Origin of the sequence: Nocardioides pocheonensis (assembly GCF_003725535.1) — a bacterium.
In the GTDB taxonomy this organism is placed as follows: domain Bacteria; phylum Actinomycetota; class Actinomycetes; order Propionibacteriales; family Nocardioidaceae; genus Marmoricola; species Marmoricola pocheonensis.
This window is the reverse complement of the sequence record NZ_RJSF01000047.1, coordinates 155566-175149: the sequence shown is the minus strand read 5'-3', so window position 1 is coordinate 175149 and position 19584 is coordinate 155566. Positions and strand designations below refer to the sequence as shown.

Below are 19584 nucleotides of genomic sequence, written 5' to 3'. Positions count from 1 at the left end.
CCTTCCGTGGATGCTAGCTGTACGGATGGAGGATTCTGGCCTGCGACTCGGCATCGAGACGGTCGACTCCGTCCCCGTACCAGATGTCGGTGGCGAGCCAGAGCTCGTAGAAGGTGAGCCACTCGCAGGCCCATGGCAAGAACGTGTCGGTCAGGTACATAGTTGGCGCCCAGTCATGCCGTTGGCTGACGCACAGGCTCCCGTTGCTCCACACATGGGGGAGGAGGCCTTCGACGTTGGGCTTGAGTGCAGGAGCGAGCACCCAGACCGTCGGCGTCTGGTTCTGCTTCAGCTCGATGCGTAGGTGGTAGCGGCTCGTATCGGCAGTTGGCTGCACCCGGCCGGTCCAGACGAGCCGGCCGGGCCTCAGGCGAGTGCTGCCCTCGGGCATCAGGCGTCGCAACGCGATCGCCTGCATCGCGAGGTTCAACTCAGTTCGTCGACCCACCCGCGAACCCATGGCTCCGAGCCTTCCTGCTGGTCTCGGCGGCCGTAGCCGCTGCTACCAGCGTCCCGCCGGAAGCAACGTGCAGCTGCTGCGTCGACCGTGCGTTGTTCACTGCGCTGGCGTACCCGAAGCTCGCGGCCTTGGCCACCCGATCGCCGAACGCCGATGCGAGGAGTGGAACGGTGTGGTCGAGGCCAGACTTCACGCCGAGTCCGTCGAAGTCGTTCGCAACATCCTCGGCCCAGCGGAAGAACCACTCGGCGCGCTCGGGGTGCTTGGCCCAGCTGTCAGCGAAGTTCTCCTCCTGACGTACCGGGTTCGCCAGCCACCACGTGCCGTTGCGGTGCTCCATCAGGAATCGCATCTGGTTCGTCACCGATCGCAGCACCTCGTACAGGTCGTCACCACCGGTGTAGGCGCGTGCGGCAAGCGTGGTGAGGATGATCGAGGCCGGCCGGTCCTCAAGATGGTCGGAGAAGTAGATGTCGCGGTGGCGCTTGAGCGCCTGCACGGTCTGCTGAAGGGTGGTCTTGATCTGCCACTCCGGCACCTCGTCGATCTGCATGCTCTTTGCCTCGAGGGCCGCCGTGAGCGCCTCCCGCATCTGAGCACGGAACCAGTCCGCGTAGCCGGTGGGGTCGGACCGCAGCCACTCGCGAACCTCTTTGTCCGTGATGAGGATGCCGCTCTCCAGTGGCTCCCGGTTCGGGATCGCGGGCAGCAGGTCCAGGTGCATGTTCGCCCAGTGGAGCGTCCAACAACGCTCACACTCGGTGACTGTCGGGTAGCCGCTGGATGAGGAGCGTGCGTAGGTGGCCACCGGGATACCTGCATCCGTCTTCAGCTCGGCCTGGGAGATGCTGGTCTTGTCGATGTCGCGGATCGCCACCGCGTCGAGATCGATCTCGTCGTTGCGATGGATGTTGCGCACCACCGTGCCGAGCGCGAAGGAGCCCTGGGGAGTGATCACGTTGTCGCCACGGGTGAGATCCCAGTGATCGCTGAAGGTCTCGCCGAGCGCGGTGTAGTGGCGGACCGCGGTGCCGTGCTCGGCCTCGGTGATGTCCAGCGAGCGGAGGCCGTCACCGAGCATCGAGTTCAAGGAGCCGAGTCCACGGGAGTTCTGGAGCAGCGTCATGATACGAGTGTACCAAACGCGGTACACCGAAGGCGGAGAGACTTTACGAAAGAAACGAAATCAGTTACGCTTCTTTCGTTAAAGGAGAGTGATCGCAATGACTGCACAGGTGATGGAGCAGCAGACCTACCTGCCGGAGCCGGCCGAAGAAGTCGCCGAACTGTTGAGTTTCCTGAGCGCGCACGAGATGACACGCGGCGCGCGCCCCGAGCCGCGGTATTTCCTGGCCGGTGCCGACGAGGGCGATCACGTCGAGATGCCTGCGGCGGTTCATGCCGTTCTGCTGCAGGTCCTACAGGCCATGAAGGCCGGCAAGGCCGTCACGGTGGCCCCGCACAGCAAGCTGCTGACGACGCAACAGGCGGCGGATCTCCTCGGTGTCAGTCGGCCCACTGTCGTGAGATTGATCGACGACGGGGTGCTTCCAGGCGAGGTCGCAGGAAAGCGGCGCCGAATGGTGAAGCTCGACGACCTGCTGAAGTACCGCGAACAGCGCCGCGAACAGCAATACGAAGCCCTGATGGCTACCTCGGCTGACTATGACGCCGACCTTGAGGACCCTGAAGTACTTGAGGCACGTCTGCGTCGTGTCCGAGCCGAAGCGGCTGCCCGGCGACGTTCCTCGACTGCCTGATCGGCTGCGCGACGGAGCGGCTCGACTCGCCAAGCTCGGCAACCGTGCACGGCGTCCGTCCTGAACTGCGAGGATGGACGCCGTGTTCGCCGCCCTCCTCGACACCAACGTGCTGTGGCCGAGCCTGCAACGAGACTTCCTGCTATCCCTCGGGATCGAAGGTCTGTACCGACCGCTGTGGAGCGAGGCGATTCTTGAGGAGCTCCACCTTCACGAGCAGTACAAGCTGATCGATCGGGGGACCGATCCAGGCGAGGCCTTGATCAAAGCCGACTTCCTGGTCACGCAGATGCGAAGTGCTTTCGACGATGCGCTCGTCACCGGCTGGGAAGGCCTGGATGGAACCTACGGTCTGCCGGACCCAGACGATGAACACGTGCTGGCCGCGGCGGTTGTCGGAAACGCTGGTGCGATAGTCACCGACAATCTCAAACACTTCCCGGCCGCGAAAGTTCCTTCGCACATCAACGTGATCACTGGCCGCGAGTTCGCCGAGAACACCGCCGACGTCAACCCCGAGGCAGCAGTACGGGCGCTGATCGCGATCTCGAGACGTCACGAATTGACGCCTCACACTCCGCGCGAAGTTCTCGAACTTCTCGTGGTGCGGTACTCGATGAACGAGCTCGCGGACTTACTCGCCGACGCGCTCGATGAGGCCGGGGCCTAGATGCCGAGCCACAAGCTACAGGTCAACGTTTCGCCGCTCGGTCCGAGGCGCGTCACCATCCAGGCGTAGCCGTCACTCAGTCAGACATTCGATCGTCGGGTTCGGGTCGCGGCGACTGCCAGCTAGCCCCGGGGCAGGGTGCGCCGGCGTGGGACTCAAGGCGGTATCGAAGTGGCTCAGGATCTCGTCCGCAATGTGCTTCCCATAAGCCGTGGCTTGGTGGACGTACCACTCGCATACAGGCGTTGATCGTGGCGCACGGGTCCTGCTCATGCCACGCTTCAGCGCATGACTTGGCACCAAGACGCTGGCAATGCCGACCTGATGGTTCGTCTGAGAGCTGCGCTGGCAGGTGGTGGGCGCGTGCTGGTCTTTTTGGGCGCCGGGGTGTCCTATGGCGCGGCTCGGATCAAGAGTCGCCAGTACTTCGACAACGAGAAGTACCGGCCGTGGCCGCCTTTCGATCACCCGCACTCCGAGTGGTCCAGCAATGATGATGGATTGCCATTGCCATCGTGGCCCTGGCTGGTCAGCCGCATGCATCGAGAGTTGGTTCATCATTCCGATAGCAGCGAGCACGAGTCACTGGCGAAGTTCTTCTTGGAGGAAGGGCCGCTGGACTGCGCTCAGCTCTTCAGGCAGACGGTTGGGGAGGCCAACTACCGTGAGTTCCTGCTGGCACAGTTCAGCATCGACCGCCAGCCATTCATTGAGGTGACGCAAAGTCATCGGGCACTCATTGAGCTTGACCTGCCGCTGCTGTTCACCACGAACTACGACGAACTCATCGAGTTGGCCTACCTGCAAGCGGGCACTCCGATCAGGGTCAGCATCTCTGAGGAGCAGTTCATTGCTCGCCGTGCTGAGCAACCCGCCAGGCACCTGGTCAAGCTGCATGGTTCGATCGATCAGCCCGCCACGATCGTGCTCACCCGCAACGACTATGCGCGGGCAAGGATCGAACGCAAGGAGATGCTGAACCATCTCCGGAGCGAAATGGCCGAGACCTCGTTCCTGTTCGTCGGCTTCAGCCTCAGCGACCCGAACTTTGGATTGCTCTATGACGACATTCGCATGGTCTACGAGATGAACGTCCCGGCGTCGTACACCGTCCAGGCCCGACGTGACCCTGTGAAGCAGCGCTACCTGATGTCGATGGACATCAACACAATCTGGCTCGACGGTTGGAACCAGTTGCCACAGTTCCTATCTCGACTGAGTCCTACGTTCGCCGAGCCTGAGACTCGCACGTCGTGATCACGCTTGCGGCGGCGACGGGTGCTGAACCCACGCGATTCGTCGATTGGCTGACGGCCATTGGTGCGATTGCCACGCCGATCGTGGTGGCGGTGGCAGCGTACGTCTTCGCCCGCCGCCAGTCCCGCAACGAAGAATTGTTGCGCGCCAGGCTCGACTACTACAAGAAGCTCGTGCCTGACCTGAACTTGGTCATGTGCTACCTCATGTTCATCGGCACCTGGCGTGATGTATCCCCTCCCGAGCTGATCGCGACGAAACGCCGCCTCGATACGGAGTTCTACTGCGCCATCCCGCTCTTCAGCGAGCCCGTTCGCGAAGCGTACGAAGCCTTTGGCGCAGTCTGCTTCGCGACGTTTGGCATGTGGGGCGCTGATGCTCGAATCCGCAGCAACGCCTACCGCCGCAGGCAAGCGTGGTGCCGCAGCGACATCGCGTGGGACAGCGCTTGGGACGCCATGTTCACCAAACGTGAGCACGAGGCCATCCCGGCTGTCGAGCTACTGACCGTCAAGCAGGCTCATGACCGAGTCATCGCTGCGCTGGTCCAAGACCTCAACATCAACCGGGCTCGATCGGAGTACACGACGAGCCTGACGGTCATGAACGCGCACGCTCCCAGAGTCCAGCAAGTCGACGGCGCGCCGAACTAGGCCAGAACGCTGGAAGCAGCGGTCCCCACGTCACGGTTGATTACGTGGTCCAACGAAACCAACGCCTGGCCGATCACTCCGACAGGCGGCACTCGGCTCGGCACTCGGTTCTAACTGTGCGGCGATTCGTCGGAACCGTCGTTTCGCGCTGGCCGCCGACGCGACCTGCTCGGCTTCGTTCCAGTCAGTCGGTGATGCAGAGCAGTCGCGGAATCTGTGAGATTGCGGGCCGCATTGCCTTGCATCGATTGGGCTTCGGCCAGCCATTCCGCGTTCTCACGGACGCGGCCCTCCCGATCAAGACACAGGCACAGCTCGGCGAGTGGTAGCCCAACGGATCCAAAGTCGTACGCGTCGCCTCGGCGTGCTGCAGTAGCGACATGCGCTAGTGCATCCCAACGCCCCTTGAGGGGGAGTACGTTCTCCGCGATCCACTCTGGGCTCCTGGCTTGTCGCTCCAAGGGCAACGACACCTCGATGAGCTCCTTCAGGAGGGGCAGCGTCTCATCGGGTACGTGCACGAGGGCGCGGCGAGCCTTGCGATCGGATCGTGTTTGAAACCAGGACGCAATGCCAAGAACGCCGCCGGCAAGTCCAACACATGCGCTCAGGATGCTCAGCGCATCAAGTCCGGAAGCGGTCAACGAGGTCACCCTTGGAGGCTAGAGGTTCAGCGGACCTCGCGCCGGACGGCGAGGATGGAGGTTCCTACCAGGGGAGTGAACGGCATGGCGAACAAGATCTATCACCTGTATCCGAGCGGCGCCGGGTTCTCGAACAACACCGTCGACTATCACGGCACCCTGTACGCAGTTGCCGCCGTCAACAACCGGCAAGCCAGATACTTCGCGCACAACGACGTCTGGGCCACGGATGCATCACAGCCGCAAGGCATCGTGGAGATCTACCAACGTGGTGCCGGAGAACCGGGGGACCACCGGCTCTGGTGTGGCTGTCAGATCTTCGGCGGTCTTGGCCTTCAGCATATGGAGGGCGTTCGAGCGATCAGGGCGGCGATGCATGGTCACCTGAAGGAGTGCCAAGCGCACTCGCACTAGCAGGCCAGGCATCCTCATGACCGTCGAGGAAGCATCTAGGAATTCACCTGCCTGGGGACGCGAGCGCCGCAGCTACACCCGCTCCTTGAGCCAAGGCCAGATCTCCTTTGGGAGCCAACCCTGGTAGGGCGCCTGGACCTTGATGACGAGCAACTTGTCGCCCTTGTCCATGACCTCCTTGAGGCGCTCGCTCCAAGTCTCGACGGTGTCGGTGGTCTCAACGAACCATTGCGAGTAGAGCGGCTTCTTCCAGGAGTTGGCGCTTCCCTCAATCACTTCCTTGACGGCCTCGTATGCACTCGGGCGCTCGTGGCCGAGCAGGTCGTAGCTGATGAGCAAGATCATTCGCCGGCGCTCCTTCGGGTTGGTCTTGTCGCGCGTTGATGATCAGGCCGCTGGTCGGCCCGGTACACAACTATCTCGGAACCATGGGCTATGTGACAGCAGGAAGCCGACGATGCACCCAGATCTCCCGCCGGGTGTTGCCCGTTTCCTCGACACTGACCAGTTCGTCGCCCCATGCGGTGCGCGGAGCCAGGATGACGTCGTCGAGGGGCCGATCGCCGGGTCGGTGCACGATCCACCGGTGCGCCTGGCCGCCGACTTGGCTGTTGATGAAGCGGCACAGTTCGTCTCGCCCGCTGGGTGTGCTCGGAGACGGCAGCCCAAGGTCTTCGGTGGTGACATCAGCGTCCATTAGTTGGAGTACCACACGCGGGTTAAGGGGCAACCACACCACCTGGGCCGAGCCGTAGCCCACCGGAGTGTTACCAGCGGCCCACCAACAAACTGGCTCGTCCGAGGTCAGGATCTGGACGCTATCGCTGGCGATCAATGACCATCGCATGTCATCAGCCAGCCGCTCACCGAGATCGCCGAGCGCGAGCTTGAAGCCCTCCTGAATGTGAACCGCGTCCGGGGCGATCAGCCTCGGGCGGTCGGGACCGACCATCTGTTCCCGGTAGTCCGAGATGGCGGTCGGGTGGACAGGTCGGCCCTCGTCGCGCAGCCACTGGGCAATGGTCTCGTCAGTGACGGTCGCTCCAAGATGTACGCGCATGGCCTGCGTCGCAAGGGCGTTGAAATCTTCTCGCCACCGATGCCCGCGGACAGTTTGCAAGGCGATGAAGTTGATCATGTGGAACCAGTCGTCGCGGGTGAAGTCCGCGAATGCCGTCCGGAGGAGCTTGTAGATCGCAGGAGCGGCCGACTGTTCGAACATGCTCAGGTGCTGCTCAACTGACTCTGGATCGTGACTGACGCGGTCTTCCTCGCGCGCCAGAACCTCAGTCTCGATACGGTAGAAGCCGACTTCTGAGCAAGCTTTGCGAACTGCGTTCAGAATCACTCGTTCCGGGTCATCGCGATCGACCAGGGCGACCTGTCCGTTGCCGTCAGCAAAGTTGCGCAGGTAGAACTGCGGGACGAGGTGGTGGCGTGCGGTCACCTTCCTATCGTGCCCTGGGAGGCCCGACCGATGTCGAGGACCGTTCCTCATTGCCGGCGGCTGAACCCGTCGGCCTGACGGGACCAACCTTGCGGTGCCGATGGAAATGCAGCTCACCACGCTCGCGAACCTGGCTGAAGCAACGAGTCAAAGGTGCCAACGTTCGCCCGTCCGCGCCTGTAGTGTCGCTCGACGGTTCCTGGCGATGAAGAGGCTACGGCTTGGTGCGAATTCGTACGTCCACGTCACGGAGCCAGGCGTAGAGTCCTCGACCCACCCACTGAGAGAGGACAAACATTGGACCTGTCGAAAATGAATGTGCAAGCGCCGCTGGCAGAGTGGCTCAAACCGAGCTGGAAGCAGTTGTGGTCGGGCCGCGGACACCCTGAGCACGTGGCCATCTGGTTCGACGAGAACGCATCGGGCTACGACTACGACAAGGCGTTTGACACTCCCTACTCTGCGGATGCTTGGGGAGTGCCAGGCAAGCGCGGGATCTTCCCCGCCCAGACCTCCCTGCACATGGTGTCGAAGAACTACACCATCGTTCGGGTCGAGTATCTGGACGAACTTGACCCGCGCTGGGTGAAGGCAATACGTCGCTGTCCGTCACCATCCGACTTCCGGTAAGTAGCCGGATCCGGGTGCCGTTTGGACGCAAAGCTCGGCCGTCCTCCCTGGCAGCGACGGCCTCCGCGCGGTGGACAGGGCGCACGTCCTCGTCGGAAACCAGTGGCGCCGGAGGTTGCTCCTAGGGTCGGCTAGGTCACCTACCCGGCGACTGGAGGAGGCGAGCATGGAAAGTCGCGTTTGCTTGTTCTGCTTGCAGGACTCAAGTACGTCGGTCAGCGTCGAGCACATCGTGCCGGAGTCGCTTGGAAACACCACCCTCGTTCTTCCCCCTGGATTGGTCTGCGACCGGTGCAATAACTACTTCGCCCGGAAGGTTGAAGGTCCGTTCCTGAACTCGCCGGCCATCCTTGCGCTTCGTCACCTGGAGGGTGTGCAGAACAAGCGCGGGCGGATCCCGGGCATGGATGTGGTCCTGGGAAACGGGATACCCGGCAGGTTGGAACGGCACCCGGCCCTGAAGATCCCGTTCTCACTCGACGTGAGCGCAACCGATGCCGCATGGCTGACGAAGAACCCAGGAGCGTGGCCGACGTGTGCTTCGTTCCCGAGCCCAGATAGGCCTGACCCGACCAGAGATGTCGCCCGGTTCCTTGCCAAAGCCGGCTTGGAGCATCTGGTGCACCGAAACCTGGACTTCCCCGAGGGCCTTGAGTCGATTTTCGGTGCTCCCGAGCTTGAGCCGTGTCGCAGGTTCGCCAGATACGGCGAGGGTCCGAAGCACTGGGGTGTACGCGTCGAAAGGATCTACGACGCCGACCATCTGTTCGAGGAGAACCTTCCCGATGACCAGCGGGTGTGGGAGATGGATCTGCTCATCCCAGATGACCGGGAGAGTGCGTTTTTCGCGATGAGCATCTTCGGGTTGGAGCTCGCTATTAACCTGATCGGCCCCGACCTTGGCTCCTATGACAGGTGGCGGGCCCTGGCGAGGGCCCCATCGCTGCTGTACCCCGAGGGTGTTCCGGTCGACCTTCGAGAGCAGCAGAACCCAGGGAGCTAGTTCAGGTGACCTTCGATGTGGCCGCGCTCGGTGCCGTCGACATCGAGGTCGGCGCGCCACTGGGCTCCTGGTGCGACCGCGACGTCTTCGGCGGGGAATGAGACGGTCCACTTGTCGCCGACCCGTTGTGGGTTCTGCGTGTAGTTCTTCTGGCCGGCATTCACGTGATCGAAGAGGAACACTGAGACCACATCGCCGTCGACCAACTTGAACCCGAACTGCTGGATAGGCCCGTCCGGTCCACCGACGAGGGTGGTGGATACGAGCCAGTGACCGTTCGTGGGCTCCTGCCCCGACAGGCGGTATGTAAGCAGGAGCCGGCCCTTCGCGGGGTCCAGGTCGACGGTCGCAGCGCTGAGCTTGAAGTCGGTCATGGCCACGACGATGCCATGACGTGCCGACCGTTCAGGCACCCATTGTCCGCGCGGCCGAAAAGCCGGTGAAGGTTTCCCTGTTTGGTCGGAGGCACCCGGTATCGTCGTTCCAGAAGGCCGCGATGGCCGACGGTTCCGCGACGGGACTTGCACAGATTCAGACTCGGCCGACATGGCCAGCTCCGCGACGGAGTAACCCGCCCGACATGGGCACTACGGCTACGAGATCCGGTAAATCTCGGTGCAACACCTACGACCTGTCCAAGCCCCGAGGGCGCGGCAGGACGGACGGGGCCAGAGGCTCCAACTACTTGAGGCCCCGAGGGTCGAGAGGGCAGGACAGCGGACATAGCTGGCCCGGACCAGTTCCCCCGCTGAGCAGCACCTGACACCACCGGCGAGACGTCACTTCTTTCGGTCCCAGCAGCTCGGGCCGGATCCGGGACCGGCCCAGGGTTCCTGGAGGTCACCCGTGTCGACTCTCTTTGTCCACGCCGGACTACCGCTTGTGTTCGGCGCTTACTACCTGGTTGCGCTCGTGAAGGTCTTGAAGGACCCCGACGGCGTGAACCTGCGCGACCTGCATCCGTTCGCGCCGTTCCGGCGACGAGGCAAGGGCGGCTGAGAATCGGCTCCGTCCGGCTTCGTCCGGCTTCGTCCGGCTCCGTCCCGCGTGGCCCGCGGTGCCAGAACGCTTCGCCCTCCGCGATTGGCGCCAGATCCGAGTCGTTCGTCGGACAGTCCGGATTGGAGCACCGCTCCTCGGCGATCACGGAGCCCATGGTGCGTGAACTGCCGAGTAGCAGGCACGCGGTCCTCGCCTGGGTGAGACTGTCTGACGTGACTCGGGCAACCCAGAACCTCGATGGCGACACGATCCGCGTCGTCGGCATCGAGACTGTGCCCGCGAACTGGGTCGAGAAGGTCATCGAACTGGGCGACAAACATCGCAACTGGCTAGGGCATATGCCGTTCGCTGGGTTTCATCAGGCAGCAACCAGCGGCAACATCGTCCTGGCGATCCGAACGTTCGACGATGGAACCGAGGCGCTGGCCGGGTACTGCTTGTACGCGCCGACAGTTCGCGCCGACAGGTACGCGCGTATCGCGCACCTATGCGTCGCAGAGGAGTGCCGCGGACGAGGCATTGCCCAAGGCCTGACTGATGCAGTGCTCGACCGATGCTCGGACCGTCTCGGTCTGCGACTGAGCTGCCGTGACGACTGGAAGGCTGCCGCAGCGTGGCCCTCACTCGGGTTTGAGCCGGTTCGCCGCCGAACGGGACGCGGCAAGACCCGCGAACCGATGACTGAGTGGGTCCGGCACAACGAGTCCGCGGCGACACTGCTGACCCTGCCCAGTGAGGACCCTGACCAGCTGGTCGCAGCTGTCGACAGCAACGTGTTCTGCGACCTGTACGGCACATCCACGAAGCGACGCCAGCGGTTCTCGGGCACGGTTGCAATCCTCGCAGCGTCCGAACAGATTCGGCTGGCACGGCCATTCTCCCTCACAGGAGAGCTGAACCGGACCGCAGACGTCCGCGAACGCGACGCGCTCCTTCAGACCGCCGCGGCCGGCGGTCTGAAAGTCCTCAACGGCAACCGCAACGACGTGCGGCGTCTGCGCGACAACCTTCTCGCCCACGTGCCGGCCGAGGAACTCATGAAGGACCCGAGTCTGAAAACAGACGCAACCCTCATCGCCGAGGCCATCCTTGGCGGAGCAGACGTTTTCGTGACCCGTGACGCTCCGGCGGTGACCCACCTGGGACCTGCGGCAGCAGATGGACGAGACTTCGCCGTCCTCTACCCCACAGAGCTACCAGCATTCATCGACCGCCGTGCCGACACCGCCAGCTACCTGCCGGCGCAGCTCGAGGAGACCCACTACCAGGTCACCCGCGGGGACGCAGCGACTTGGAACCCGGAGCGACTCACCAGCATGCTCAACCTCGAGTCGGGCGAGAAGAAGGTCGAGTTCCGCGTCCAGATCAAGGACCTCGCCGAAACAACAGCCGGAACCGATGACCGCCAGGTCACGCTGACCCCTGACGGCGAGGTCCTGGCGATCTGGTCCGCACAGGCCACGAACAACGGCCTCGATGTCCCCCTACTGCGTATCCAGCGCGGCCCCCTCCTTCCCACGATCGCACGCCAAATCTCGCGGGCGCTGCGCCGAAGGGCTGCCCACTCCGGCCTGACATCGGTACGCCTCATAGATAGACACGCAGCGACCGCGGTCATCGCGGAACTGCATCGCGACGGGTTCGGTCCGGACGTAGCCGGTGTCCTCACCGCCACGGTCCTGGCCGTGGTCGGTTCCTGGGCCCAGGTCCGAACGGCCGCCGCAGAGACGGGGCTTGCTCTCCCCGACGAGCTGACCTCGGCGGTCGACGCGTCCGAGTACGAGCGAGTGCTCTGGCCTGCGAAGGTCCTTCACCCTGAGCTCAGCACCTACCTCGTGCCGATACGTGGCGCATACGCCGACGACCTCCTCGGGCACGTCCCCACGCTCCTGGCCCGACCCGCTGACCTGGGCCTGTCGCGTGAGCACGTCTACTACCGCAGCGGACAGTCACGACCCGCGGCCCCGGGAAGGGTGCTTTGGTACTCAAGTCGGCGAGACAAGGAGATCGTCGCCTGCTCCCGGCTCGTCGAGAGCGTCATCGGAACCCCGGAGGTTCTGCACCGGGAGTTCGCCAACATCGGCGTCTTCACCCTCGACCAGGTCCGCGCCAGCCGGGACAGGCGCGGAAAGGTCAACGCGCTACGGTTCGCAGACACCGAGATCTTCCGCAGGCCCATCCCCCTGGCGCGGGTCCAGGAACTGTCGAAGGACGCTGCTAAGTTGACGATTCAGTCGCCGTACCCGGTCGACGCGGTGGTTTTTCAGCGACTGTACGAGGAGGGAATGCGCCGATGAGAGTCCCTCGAGTCGCACAAGAAGCGGTCAAAGCCCTCGAAGCCGGCCTCCGCGCCGCGACCGCATCGGCCGGCCGTGAACGCCGCACGAAGTCTGCTTCTACAGCCACAGCGACCGCCGACCAAGGCGCCGAGGGACCCAACGAACGGGCACTGTTCATCTCAGTCAAACCCCAGTACGCGAACGCCATCCTCGATGGCACCAAGACCGTCGAACTGCGTCGCACCCGCCCGAACCTCCCTGACGGCTCCCTCGTCATCCTGTACTCGTCCACACCGACGCGCGCAGTCGTCGGTTGGGCCCACCTGACTGGCGTCCGCGAAGGCACCCCTATCGAAATCTGGGACGAGTACGGCGCGGCCGCCGCGATCGACGAGCTTGACTACGACGCGTATTTCGACGGCACTGACCAAGCTTTTGCACTCCAACTCGACAGCGTCGTCTCAGCCATCCAGCCCATCCCGCTCGCCGTCATCCGCGACATCGGCATCCAGCCACCACAGAGCTGGCGATACGTCCCAGCCGACGTCACGACGCAGATCCAGGATTTCTGCACTCGCTTGAGATCTCGCGGGTAAGTTCCGCCGCCTCCGCCCCCGCCCGCAAGCAAACTTCATTCGGGCAGCGCGATGTTGACGCCGTTCCGGCCTCGGGTCGTTGACGTCGATCGGCGATCAGCGATCAGCGATCGTCGCTCGGGGCACGAGCTCGGTTGGGCGGTCATTCTGGGCTGCGACCCAGGTACCGAAAAGTCAGAATTTTCGTCCCTGTCCTTGGTCGCCGTCGGCCCCGGCGATCTCGCGACGAGCCGGGGGAGCAGGCCCGCTCGGCTATGAAGTCGCGCATGAACCTCGATGCCACCCCTTCCTGGCTGCAGCCGCACGACGGCCTGTCCGCCACTGACCTACAGCGCATCGGTGCCGCGGTCACGGCTTCCCGCGCCGCCTCGACCCGCAAGGTCTACGCCAACCTGTGGCGCCAGTGGGAACGCTGGTGCCACGCCCGCGACCTCGACGCCTTCCCCGCCGACCCGATGACCTTGTGCGCTTACCTCGCCGAACGCGCCGAGTCCGGGACCACCGTCCAGACCCTCACCGTGGCATGCTCCGCGATCGGCCACGTGCACCGCGTCCGCGGTGTCCCCGACCCGGCCAACCACCACGCCGTCCGCGAGGTCCGCCGCGGCCTGCGCCGCACCTACGGCGTCGCCCCGGTCCGCCAAGCCCGCCCACTCACCCCGGCCGACCTCCGGCAGATCCTCGGCACCATCGACCGCGACACCCCACTCGGCGCCCGCGACGCCGCGATCATCCTGCTCGGCTACGCCTCGGCGCTGCGCCGCTCCGAGCTGGTCGCGCTCACCCTGGACGACATCGAACCCAAGCCCGGCGGCCTGCTGCTCCACTTGCGCAGCTCCAAGACCGACCAGGACGCCGAAGGCGCCGTCGTCGGCGTCGCCCACGGCAACCACGCCGCCACCGACCCGATCCAGGCCCTCGCGACCTGGCGCGTCCACCGCGGCAACGAGTCCGGGCCGCTGTTCACCCGGCTCTTCTATGCCAACGTCAGCCTCCGGGCACTGTCGGGCAACGCGATTGCCCGCATGCTCCGAGCTCGTGCCGCCGACGCTGGCCTGCCCGCCGAGCGCATCACCGCCCACTCGTTGCGCGCCGGCCACGCGACCACCGCCTTCCAAGCAGGAGTCCACCTTGACCGGATCGCCGCCCAGACTCGGCACAAAGACCTCTCGATCCTGCTCACCCGCTACATCCGCCCCCTCGAAGCGCTCGCTAGCACCACCAGCCGCGACCTGGGACTCTGACCGGAACGACTACGCCGCGTCTTGGTGTGTCACTTGCGCGTTTCACTCTGCTGGTCTGGGGGAGATCACGTGGCTCTGCGAGGGTCGGGGAAGCCGAGGGCGGTGTAGCCGGGTGCGCGCTTGGTGAGCGCTGCCGCGAGAACTGGAACTTCGACATCGTGGTAGTCGTGCACCTCGGCAGTCGGCTTGCCTGGATGGGCCCGAAGGATCCGGCCGACGTACTGGACGAGGCGTCCTTTGAACGAGATCGGCCCGGCCAGGAAGAGAGTGTCGAGCGCGGGACAGTCGAAGCCCTCCCCGACGAAGTGGCCAGTGGCGATGATGAGCAACGGTGGGCCGTGATCGGTGGGGACCAGCCGCTCGTTTGCCGCGGCGCGTTGCTTGGCGCCGATCCCGCCCTTGAGTACCACTGGGTCCAGCCCCAGCAGCGTGAGTGCTGCTGCCAGGTGGTCGACGTGACCCTTGCGCTGGGCCAGGACCAGGCAGTGTCGTCCGCGCCCCAGAGCGTCGACCACGTCAGCGAGGATCTGCTCGTTGCGTGCCACGTCCTCTGCTAGTGCCGAGTGAACGCTCGTGATCGCGCCTGGGATCGAGAAGTCGACGGGTTCCGCCAACCGGAATGTCGTGGGGTGGACGACCAGCACAGGGCGTGGCCGCTCGGCGCTGGCACCCTCAAGGGTGTCAGGGTCGGCGTGGGCAAAGGTGTGGCGGACCGGGCCGAGCTGGAAGCCGATGAGGTCATCGAGGCCGTCGCGACGGTAGGGGGTAGCTGTCAGCCCTACCCAGAAGCGGGCTGGGATGGTGCGGACGGCGGTCTCGAAAGCGGCCGCTGGGATGTGGTGGCACTCATCCACGATGACCTGACCGTAGGTGCTCAGCTTGTCCGCAAGATCGGTGCGACGGGCCAAGGTTTGCAGGGTCGCGATGTCGACTACTCCGGTGAGCTTGGAACGGCCGCCGCCGAGCTGCCCCGGCTTGATGCCGAGGAGGTCCTGGATCTGGCGGCGCCACTGGTCAGCGAGCGTCTTGCGGTCTACCAACACGAGCGTGGGGATCGCGCGCTGTGCGACGACGGCGCAGGCCATCACCGTTTTGCCCGAGCCAGGAGGCGCGACGAGGAGCCCGAGCTCGTGCGGGAGCACGGCCTCCACGGCTTCGAGCTGCTGCGTCTGGAGATCAAGGGTGGGGGAGAGATCCACGGCTGCTCCGATGATGCGCGCGTCATCGACCTCGATCTTGCTGCCGGCCTCCTCGATGAGCCTTGTCGCGGTGTCCCGCAGCCCACGTGGAAGGACGAGGTGATCATCGAGCGTCTCGTCGTAGGAGGTGATGATGCGCGGGACATTCCAGGTCGACTGGCGGCGCCGCTGTCGGTCGTAGAACTCAGGGTTGTAGGTCGACGCTGCGTGTTTCAGGGTGGCGTAGAGCGACGGTGTCAGTTCGGAGCCCGGAATCCTGACGGTCCCGTCGAGACCGAGATGCACGATCGGCGCCGGGTTCGGCTGGGTTCTGGTCGATCGTGCGGGCTGAGCGCGATCGACGCGCGCACCGACTGTGGGTTCCCGGAGCGCGGAGGCGAGCTTTGCGACCTGTTTGGAGGTCAGCCTCTCCAGGGTCGAGAGGTACTCCCACTGGTCGTCGAAGGGTTCCAGCGTGGCCAGGTCGAGGAAGACCGTGGTGCCGAGCTTGCGTGACCTGCCGTGAAGCGGGGCTGCGATCAGGTTCCCCGGGCCTTGCCCGGGCAGCACGTCCTGAGAGGGGAAGAGCCGGTCGTAAGAGCGCAGGTCCATGCGGCCACGGATCGCGATCGCCTCGCGGACAAGAGCGGTCCCGAGTTGGCGCGCGGTGGCTGCCGGAATGGGGTCGGTGAAGAAGATCCACACGTGTGCTCCGACGCCGGAACGAGAGACCTCCAGCGCCGCCGGCGCTCCCACGGCTCTGGCTGCCTTGAGATACGCGAGTGCGTCGAGCATGGCGGCCTGGCCGTCGAAGTCCGCGGCCAGCCAACAGGTCCGGTCAGAACGGAGCATCGGATACAGGCCGATGTGGATGTCGCCCGTCAAGTGAGCGGCGATGACGTCCATGGTCAAGGGAAGGTGCCGGATCTCGGAGGCGGGACGTCCCTTGCGCCAGCCGCCCTCGACCGCCGGCATCCATCCCGACTTTCCTGTGCGAGCGTTCTCCCAGCGGACCGCGTACACGTCGCGCCTCGCACCGAACAGCGCGGCGTAGAACTCGACCTTGGCCTGCGAGGGTGATCGCGCGTCCACCGGTCCCGGCGCCTTGTCGAACCACGCCGCTTGGGTTCCATGCGGCGGTGCGGCTTCTGCATCGGTCAGCTTGAGAAGCTTGCGGAGGCGCGCGTTCTCGCGCCTCAAGCTCTCCAGTTCCTCGTGCAGGGCGCTCACTGCATCAGCCCTTGACGCGGCGGTGCTTGTTGCGCTCGTACTCGGCCAACCAGTTCTTCGAACTTAGCCAGGTTCCGTTCTCCGACTTCTGGGCGCGAAGCCGGCCTCGCTCGGCAGCTGCTCGAAGCGACGTGGCGGTGACTCCGTTCTTCGGGTCGACGAGGCTGGCGAGTGGCACGAGCCGCGCGGGACCGGCCACAGCGGGGACTACGAAGCGGTAGAGGTTGTTGGTGACCGCGCGAGCGATCAGTTCACCCAAGGGGCCGTACTCGCCCCTGTCCGCCTTGCGCATCGCCTTGAGATACCTCTCACGCTCATTCTTGAATACGATCGCGGGCGGGTAGCCGAGCCTGACGAGAAGAAGGTTGAGCAGCAGTCGGCCGGTACGGCCGTTGCCGTCGAGGTAGGGGTGGATCCTCTCGAAGTCGTTGTGGATCCGTGCCAGGCGCTCCGGGAACGGCGTCTCGTCGACTTCCCGGATCTTGTTCACCTCATTCACCCAGTCGGTCATGCGATGGTCGACCTCGGGGAATGGGGGAGGTGTCATCCCCTCCGGGAACGGCTGGATGTCGTGCTGACGCCAATTGCCGGGTGTCTCCGCGGGCGTCGCGTGCGGATGGGGCGCTACGTTCCAGACCGGCGTCATCGCCTCGTGGTGAACGGTCCGGACCTCCTGGATGCTCAAGAGATCGCCGGTGGTCCAGTCACCGGGCTCCATCGCCTGGCCGTACACCCACTTGGCCGCGGCGCCGTAGCCGACGACCTCCATGTACTCCTTCAGTTCCTTCGAACCGACTGCCCGTCCTTCATCGAGGAGCTTGCGGACCTCGTTGAGGATCAAGGTGTTGCCCTCGAGTGCGGTGGAGTGGTGCGCCTCCTGGTGCCAGAGCTCGGACCAGATCGCCTCTGCCTCTGCCGGGCTGGGAAGCCCGCCCATGCGTGAGCGCAGATCTTCGATCGCCTCATCGAGCTGGGCGTAGATGGTCTGGCGTGAGGGGCGTCCGCGGGCCATGCGTAGCGCTTCCTTCCAGTTCGTAGATGAAGTTGTTGTGCAGGAGGCGAACTATTTCGGACACAACAACTTCCGCCAAGTCTATGCGAAGTTGTTGTGTCAGTGGCAGAGGAATCTGAACACAACAACTTGTTTGCGGGCGAGCCTCACGGCGCGCGCCATGATCCCACCCTGCGTACCTCGGCCCGTTGGTCTGCTTCTGGTGAGGTGGCTGGCTCCCTGAGCCAGCATGTACCGGAAAGTCAGCAGAAATGGCAGACGAAGTCCTCCGAGACCGTCCGAAGACATGGGGTAGCGTGGACGCCCAGAAGATCTCACATCCGTTGCAGGGCTGCAGATTGGGCGGTTTGGGTCGAGCGAGACCGAGGTTCATCGAAGACTCCATGGGCCAGGTCCTTCAGAGAAGGTCAGGGGTTCGAATCCCCTCAGCTCCACCAAACCTGCAGGTCAGGGCCGATGCCCGTCATCCCGATCAGGGAGACAGCATGGCCACTCCGCGTTTACTCGCACTTTTCAATGGAGCCCCGGTGCGGACCCGGTCCGCGCGGAGGGGTCGACGGGGCGGTTCGCGGAGGTCCCGGTACAACCCTGCGATGACAACCTCGCGCACCGCCCTGATCGAATCCTTGGCCCAGATCTCTGCCACTGACCTCCCGGCCAACACTCCCAATGACCCGTGGGCCGGGCTCACCGAGGACGACGCGACCCGGATCGCCGCGGCGCTGGCCGCCACCCACGCCGCATCGACCCGCAAGGTCTACGCGTTCGCCTGGCGACGCTGGATGCGCTGGTGCTCCAAACGGGGGATCGTGCCCTTCCCGGCGCAGCCGGCCGCGGTCTGCGCCTACCTGACCGAGTGCGCCGAGCAGGGCCGCTCCCTGGCTACGATCGACTCGGCCTGCTCGGCCATCGGACACCGGCACCGCTGCCACGGCGCCGATGACCCGGTCGACCACGAGGCGGTCCGGCAGGTCCGCCGTGGACTGCGCCGGATCATCGGCCGCACCCCGCGCCGCCCTGCCCGCCCGTTGAGCGTCGCCGACGTGCGCCAGATCGTCGCCACGATCGACCGCACCACCGTCCGCGGTGTCCGTGACACCGCGATCGTGTTGCTCGGATTCGCCGGCGCCCTGCGTCGCTCCGAGCTCGCCGCGCTCACGCTGGCCGATGTCGAGGCCAAGCCCGGGGGAGTGCTGCTGCACCTGCACCGGTCCAAGACTGACCAAGAGGCCCGCGGACAGGTCGTCGGCGTCGCCCACGGACGTCACGCCCTGACCGACCCCGTCGCCGCGCTGGACGCCTGGCTGACCCTCCGCGGCGTCCAGCCCGGCCCGCTCTTCACCAGCCTGCGCGGCCGACGCCCCTCGCTCCAGCCCATATCCGGCAACGCCGTCTCCAACATCGTCAAGGAACGCGCAACCGCTGCCGGGTTCGCCGGCGACCGGATCAGCGGACACTCGCTGCGCGCCGGTCACGCCACCAGCGCCGCCCTCGCCGGCATCACCGTCGAAAGGATCGCCGCCCAGACCCGGCACCGGCGCATCGACATCCTCATCGAGCGCTACATCCGCCCGGCCCAGGCCGTGCAGACCACCTCCAGCCGCGACCTCGGACTATGACCCCGTCTGGGCAGGATTCATCGCTCTCCAGGGGTGGCAGACGCCGAGCTTCACGACGAGGTCTTCGACTGGCTCGACACGCTCACCGACCACGAGTGGTAATGGATTGTGGTGATCGTGGACCGCCTGGCTGACCTCGGGCACCAGGCACGAATGCCGCTTTCCCGCAGCTTGGGCGATGGTCTGTCCGGGCGCCGGTTCACCCTCGGCCCAACCGCACGACGCATCACCTAACGGTTCACCACGTCACGGCAGCGGAAGCGTGCCCCAGGATGCGCTGCACGACCTTCGAATCCGCACCGACACTCGCAGTCCTGTGCCAAGTCGTGGACGCGTCAGTCCGGCATCGCGACGGCCGCGATGGCCTTGGTCCAGCCGACCGCCACCGCCTCCGCGTGGCGCCCCCCGTTCCTGGCAGCCTCGACGACTGCGCTCGCGACCAGCGCTGTCGCCTCAGAGCGTTCAGCTGCAGGCCGCGGCGAGTCG

The 19584-nt window shown here is 65.0% G+C and carries 19 protein-coding genes; 12 read left to right on the top strand and 7 right to left on the bottom strand.

What is annotated here, in order from left to right; translation table 11 throughout:
• Positions 1–13 precede the first annotated feature (13 nt).
• Both EFL26_RS24400 and EFL26_RS21515 read right to left on the bottom strand, forming a co-directional pair.
• A complete protein-coding gene (locus tag EFL26_RS24400) occupies positions 14–430 on the bottom strand; it encodes a type II CBASS E2 protein (RefSeq protein ID WP_183408313.1) in 417 nt (138 codons plus the stop codon).
• Position 431: 1 nt separating this feature from the next.
• On the bottom strand, positions 432–1586 hold the full coding sequence (locus EFL26_RS21515) for a nucleotidyltransferase domain-containing protein (protein ID WP_123224969.1): 1155 nt from the start codon (positions 1584–1586) through the stop codon (positions 432–434).
• Positions 1587–1683: 97 nt separating this feature from the next.
• Between EFL26_RS21515 and EFL26_RS21510 the strand changes: the two genes are divergently transcribed.
• The 5 genes from EFL26_RS21510 (at position 1684) to EFL26_RS21490 (ending at position 5858) form a co-directional block, all read left to right on the top strand.
• Positions 1684–2220, top strand: coding sequence for a helix-turn-helix domain-containing protein (locus EFL26_RS21510; RefSeq protein ID WP_123224968.1), 537 nt, complete (start codon positions 1684–1686; stop codon positions 2218–2220).
• An 82-nt stretch (positions 2221–2302) separates the two neighbouring features.
• Positions 2303–2890: a PIN domain-containing protein gene (locus EFL26_RS21505; RefSeq protein ID WP_123225141.1), complete on the top strand. Its 588-nt coding sequence runs from the start codon at positions 2303–2305 to the stop codon at positions 2888–2890.
• Positions 2891–3178: 288 nt separating this feature from the next.
• Positions 3179–4147, top strand: coding sequence for an SIR2 family NAD-dependent protein deacylase (locus EFL26_RS21500; protein WP_123224967.1), 969 nt, complete (start codon positions 3179–3181; stop codon positions 4145–4147).
• Entirely contained in the window at positions 4144–4800 is a 657-nt protein-coding gene (locus EFL26_RS21495) for a hypothetical protein (protein ID WP_123224966.1), read from the top strand. The genes EFL26_RS21500 and EFL26_RS21495 overlap by 4 nt, the downstream gene beginning before the upstream one ends.
• Positions 4801–5528: 728 nt before the next feature.
• Positions 5529–5858, top strand: coding sequence for a hypothetical protein (locus tag EFL26_RS21490; protein ID WP_123224965.1), 330 nt, complete (start codon positions 5529–5531; stop codon positions 5856–5858).
• Positions 5859–5930: 72 nt separating this feature from the next.
• Here EFL26_RS21490 and EFL26_RS21485 read toward each other — a convergent pair whose 3' ends face one another.
• Entirely contained in the window at positions 5931–6203 is a 273-nt protein-coding gene (locus EFL26_RS21485) for a hypothetical protein (protein ID WP_123224964.1), read from the bottom strand.
• 88 nt (positions 6204–6291) lie between these two features.
• Positions 6292–7305 carry a DUF4238 domain-containing protein gene (locus EFL26_RS21480; protein ID WP_183408312.1) on the bottom strand — a complete coding sequence of 338 codons (1014 nt, stop codon included), beginning with the start codon at positions 7303–7305 and terminating at the stop codon, positions 6292–6294.
• A 393-nt stretch (positions 7306–7698) separates the two neighbouring features.
• Between EFL26_RS21480 and EFL26_RS21475 the strand changes: the two genes are divergently transcribed.
• On the top strand, positions 7699–7935 hold the full coding sequence (locus EFL26_RS21475; RefSeq protein WP_148046797.1) for a hypothetical protein: 237 nt from the start codon (positions 7699–7701) through the stop codon (positions 7933–7935).
• A 166-nt stretch (positions 7936–8101) separates the two neighbouring features.
• Positions 8102–8938: an HNH endonuclease gene (locus tag EFL26_RS21470; protein WP_123224961.1), complete on the top strand. Its 837-nt coding sequence runs from the start codon at positions 8102–8104 to the stop codon at positions 8936–8938.
• Here the strand turns inward: EFL26_RS21470 and EFL26_RS21465 are convergent.
• A complete protein-coding gene (locus tag EFL26_RS21465; protein ID WP_123224960.1) occupies positions 8935–9312 on the bottom strand; it encodes a hypothetical protein in 378 nt (125 codons plus the stop codon). The two genes, EFL26_RS21470 and EFL26_RS21465, sit on opposite strands and share 4 nt — an antisense overlap.
• 472 nt (positions 9313–9784) lie before the next feature.
• Here EFL26_RS21465 and EFL26_RS24395 point away from each other — a divergent pair, with 472 nt between their 5' ends.
• From EFL26_RS24395 to EFL26_RS24955, 4 genes are all read left to right on the top strand, one after another.
• On the top strand, positions 9785–9937 hold the full coding sequence (locus EFL26_RS24395; protein ID WP_183408311.1) for a hypothetical protein: 153 nt from the start codon (positions 9785–9787) through the stop codon (positions 9935–9937).
• 215 nt (positions 9938–10152) lie between these two features.
• Complete coding sequence (locus tag EFL26_RS21460) at positions 10153–12237, top strand: GNAT family N-acetyltransferase (protein WP_183408310.1); 2085 nt, start codon at positions 10153–10155, stop codon at positions 12235–12237.
• The gene (locus EFL26_RS21455) at positions 12234–12815 is read left to right on the top strand and encodes an ASCH domain-containing protein (RefSeq protein ID WP_123224958.1); all 582 of its coding nucleotides are present in this window, start codon (positions 12234–12236) and stop codon (positions 12813–12815) included. Before EFL26_RS21460 ends, EFL26_RS21455 begins: the two co-directional genes overlap by 4 nt.
• 266 nt (positions 12816–13081) lie before the next feature.
• Positions 13082–14059, top strand: coding sequence for a site-specific integrase (locus tag EFL26_RS24955; RefSeq protein WP_281273824.1), 978 nt, complete (start codon positions 13082–13084; stop codon positions 14057–14059).
• Positions 14060–14124: 65 nt separating this feature from the next.
• On the opposite strand, the gene EFL26_RS21445 is transcribed toward EFL26_RS24955, so the two are convergent.
• Positions 14125–16467 (bottom strand): DEAD/DEAH box helicase, encoded by a 2343-nt coding sequence (locus EFL26_RS21445; RefSeq protein ID WP_123224956.1) that lies wholly within the window; start codon positions 16465–16467, stop codon positions 14125–14127.
• A 4-nt stretch (positions 16468–16471) separates the two neighbouring features.
• Complete coding sequence (locus tag EFL26_RS21440; RefSeq protein WP_123224955.1) at positions 16472–17479, bottom strand: Fic family protein; 1008 nt, start codon at positions 17477–17479, stop codon at positions 16472–16474.
• A gap of 593 nt (positions 17480–18072) precedes the next feature.
• Here EFL26_RS21440 and EFL26_RS21435 point away from each other — a divergent pair.
• Positions 18073–19098 carry a site-specific integrase gene (locus EFL26_RS21435; protein ID WP_123224954.1) on the top strand — a complete coding sequence of 342 codons (1026 nt, stop codon included), beginning with the start codon at positions 18073–18075 and terminating at the stop codon, positions 19096–19098.
• Positions 19099–19584 lie beyond the last annotated feature (486 nt).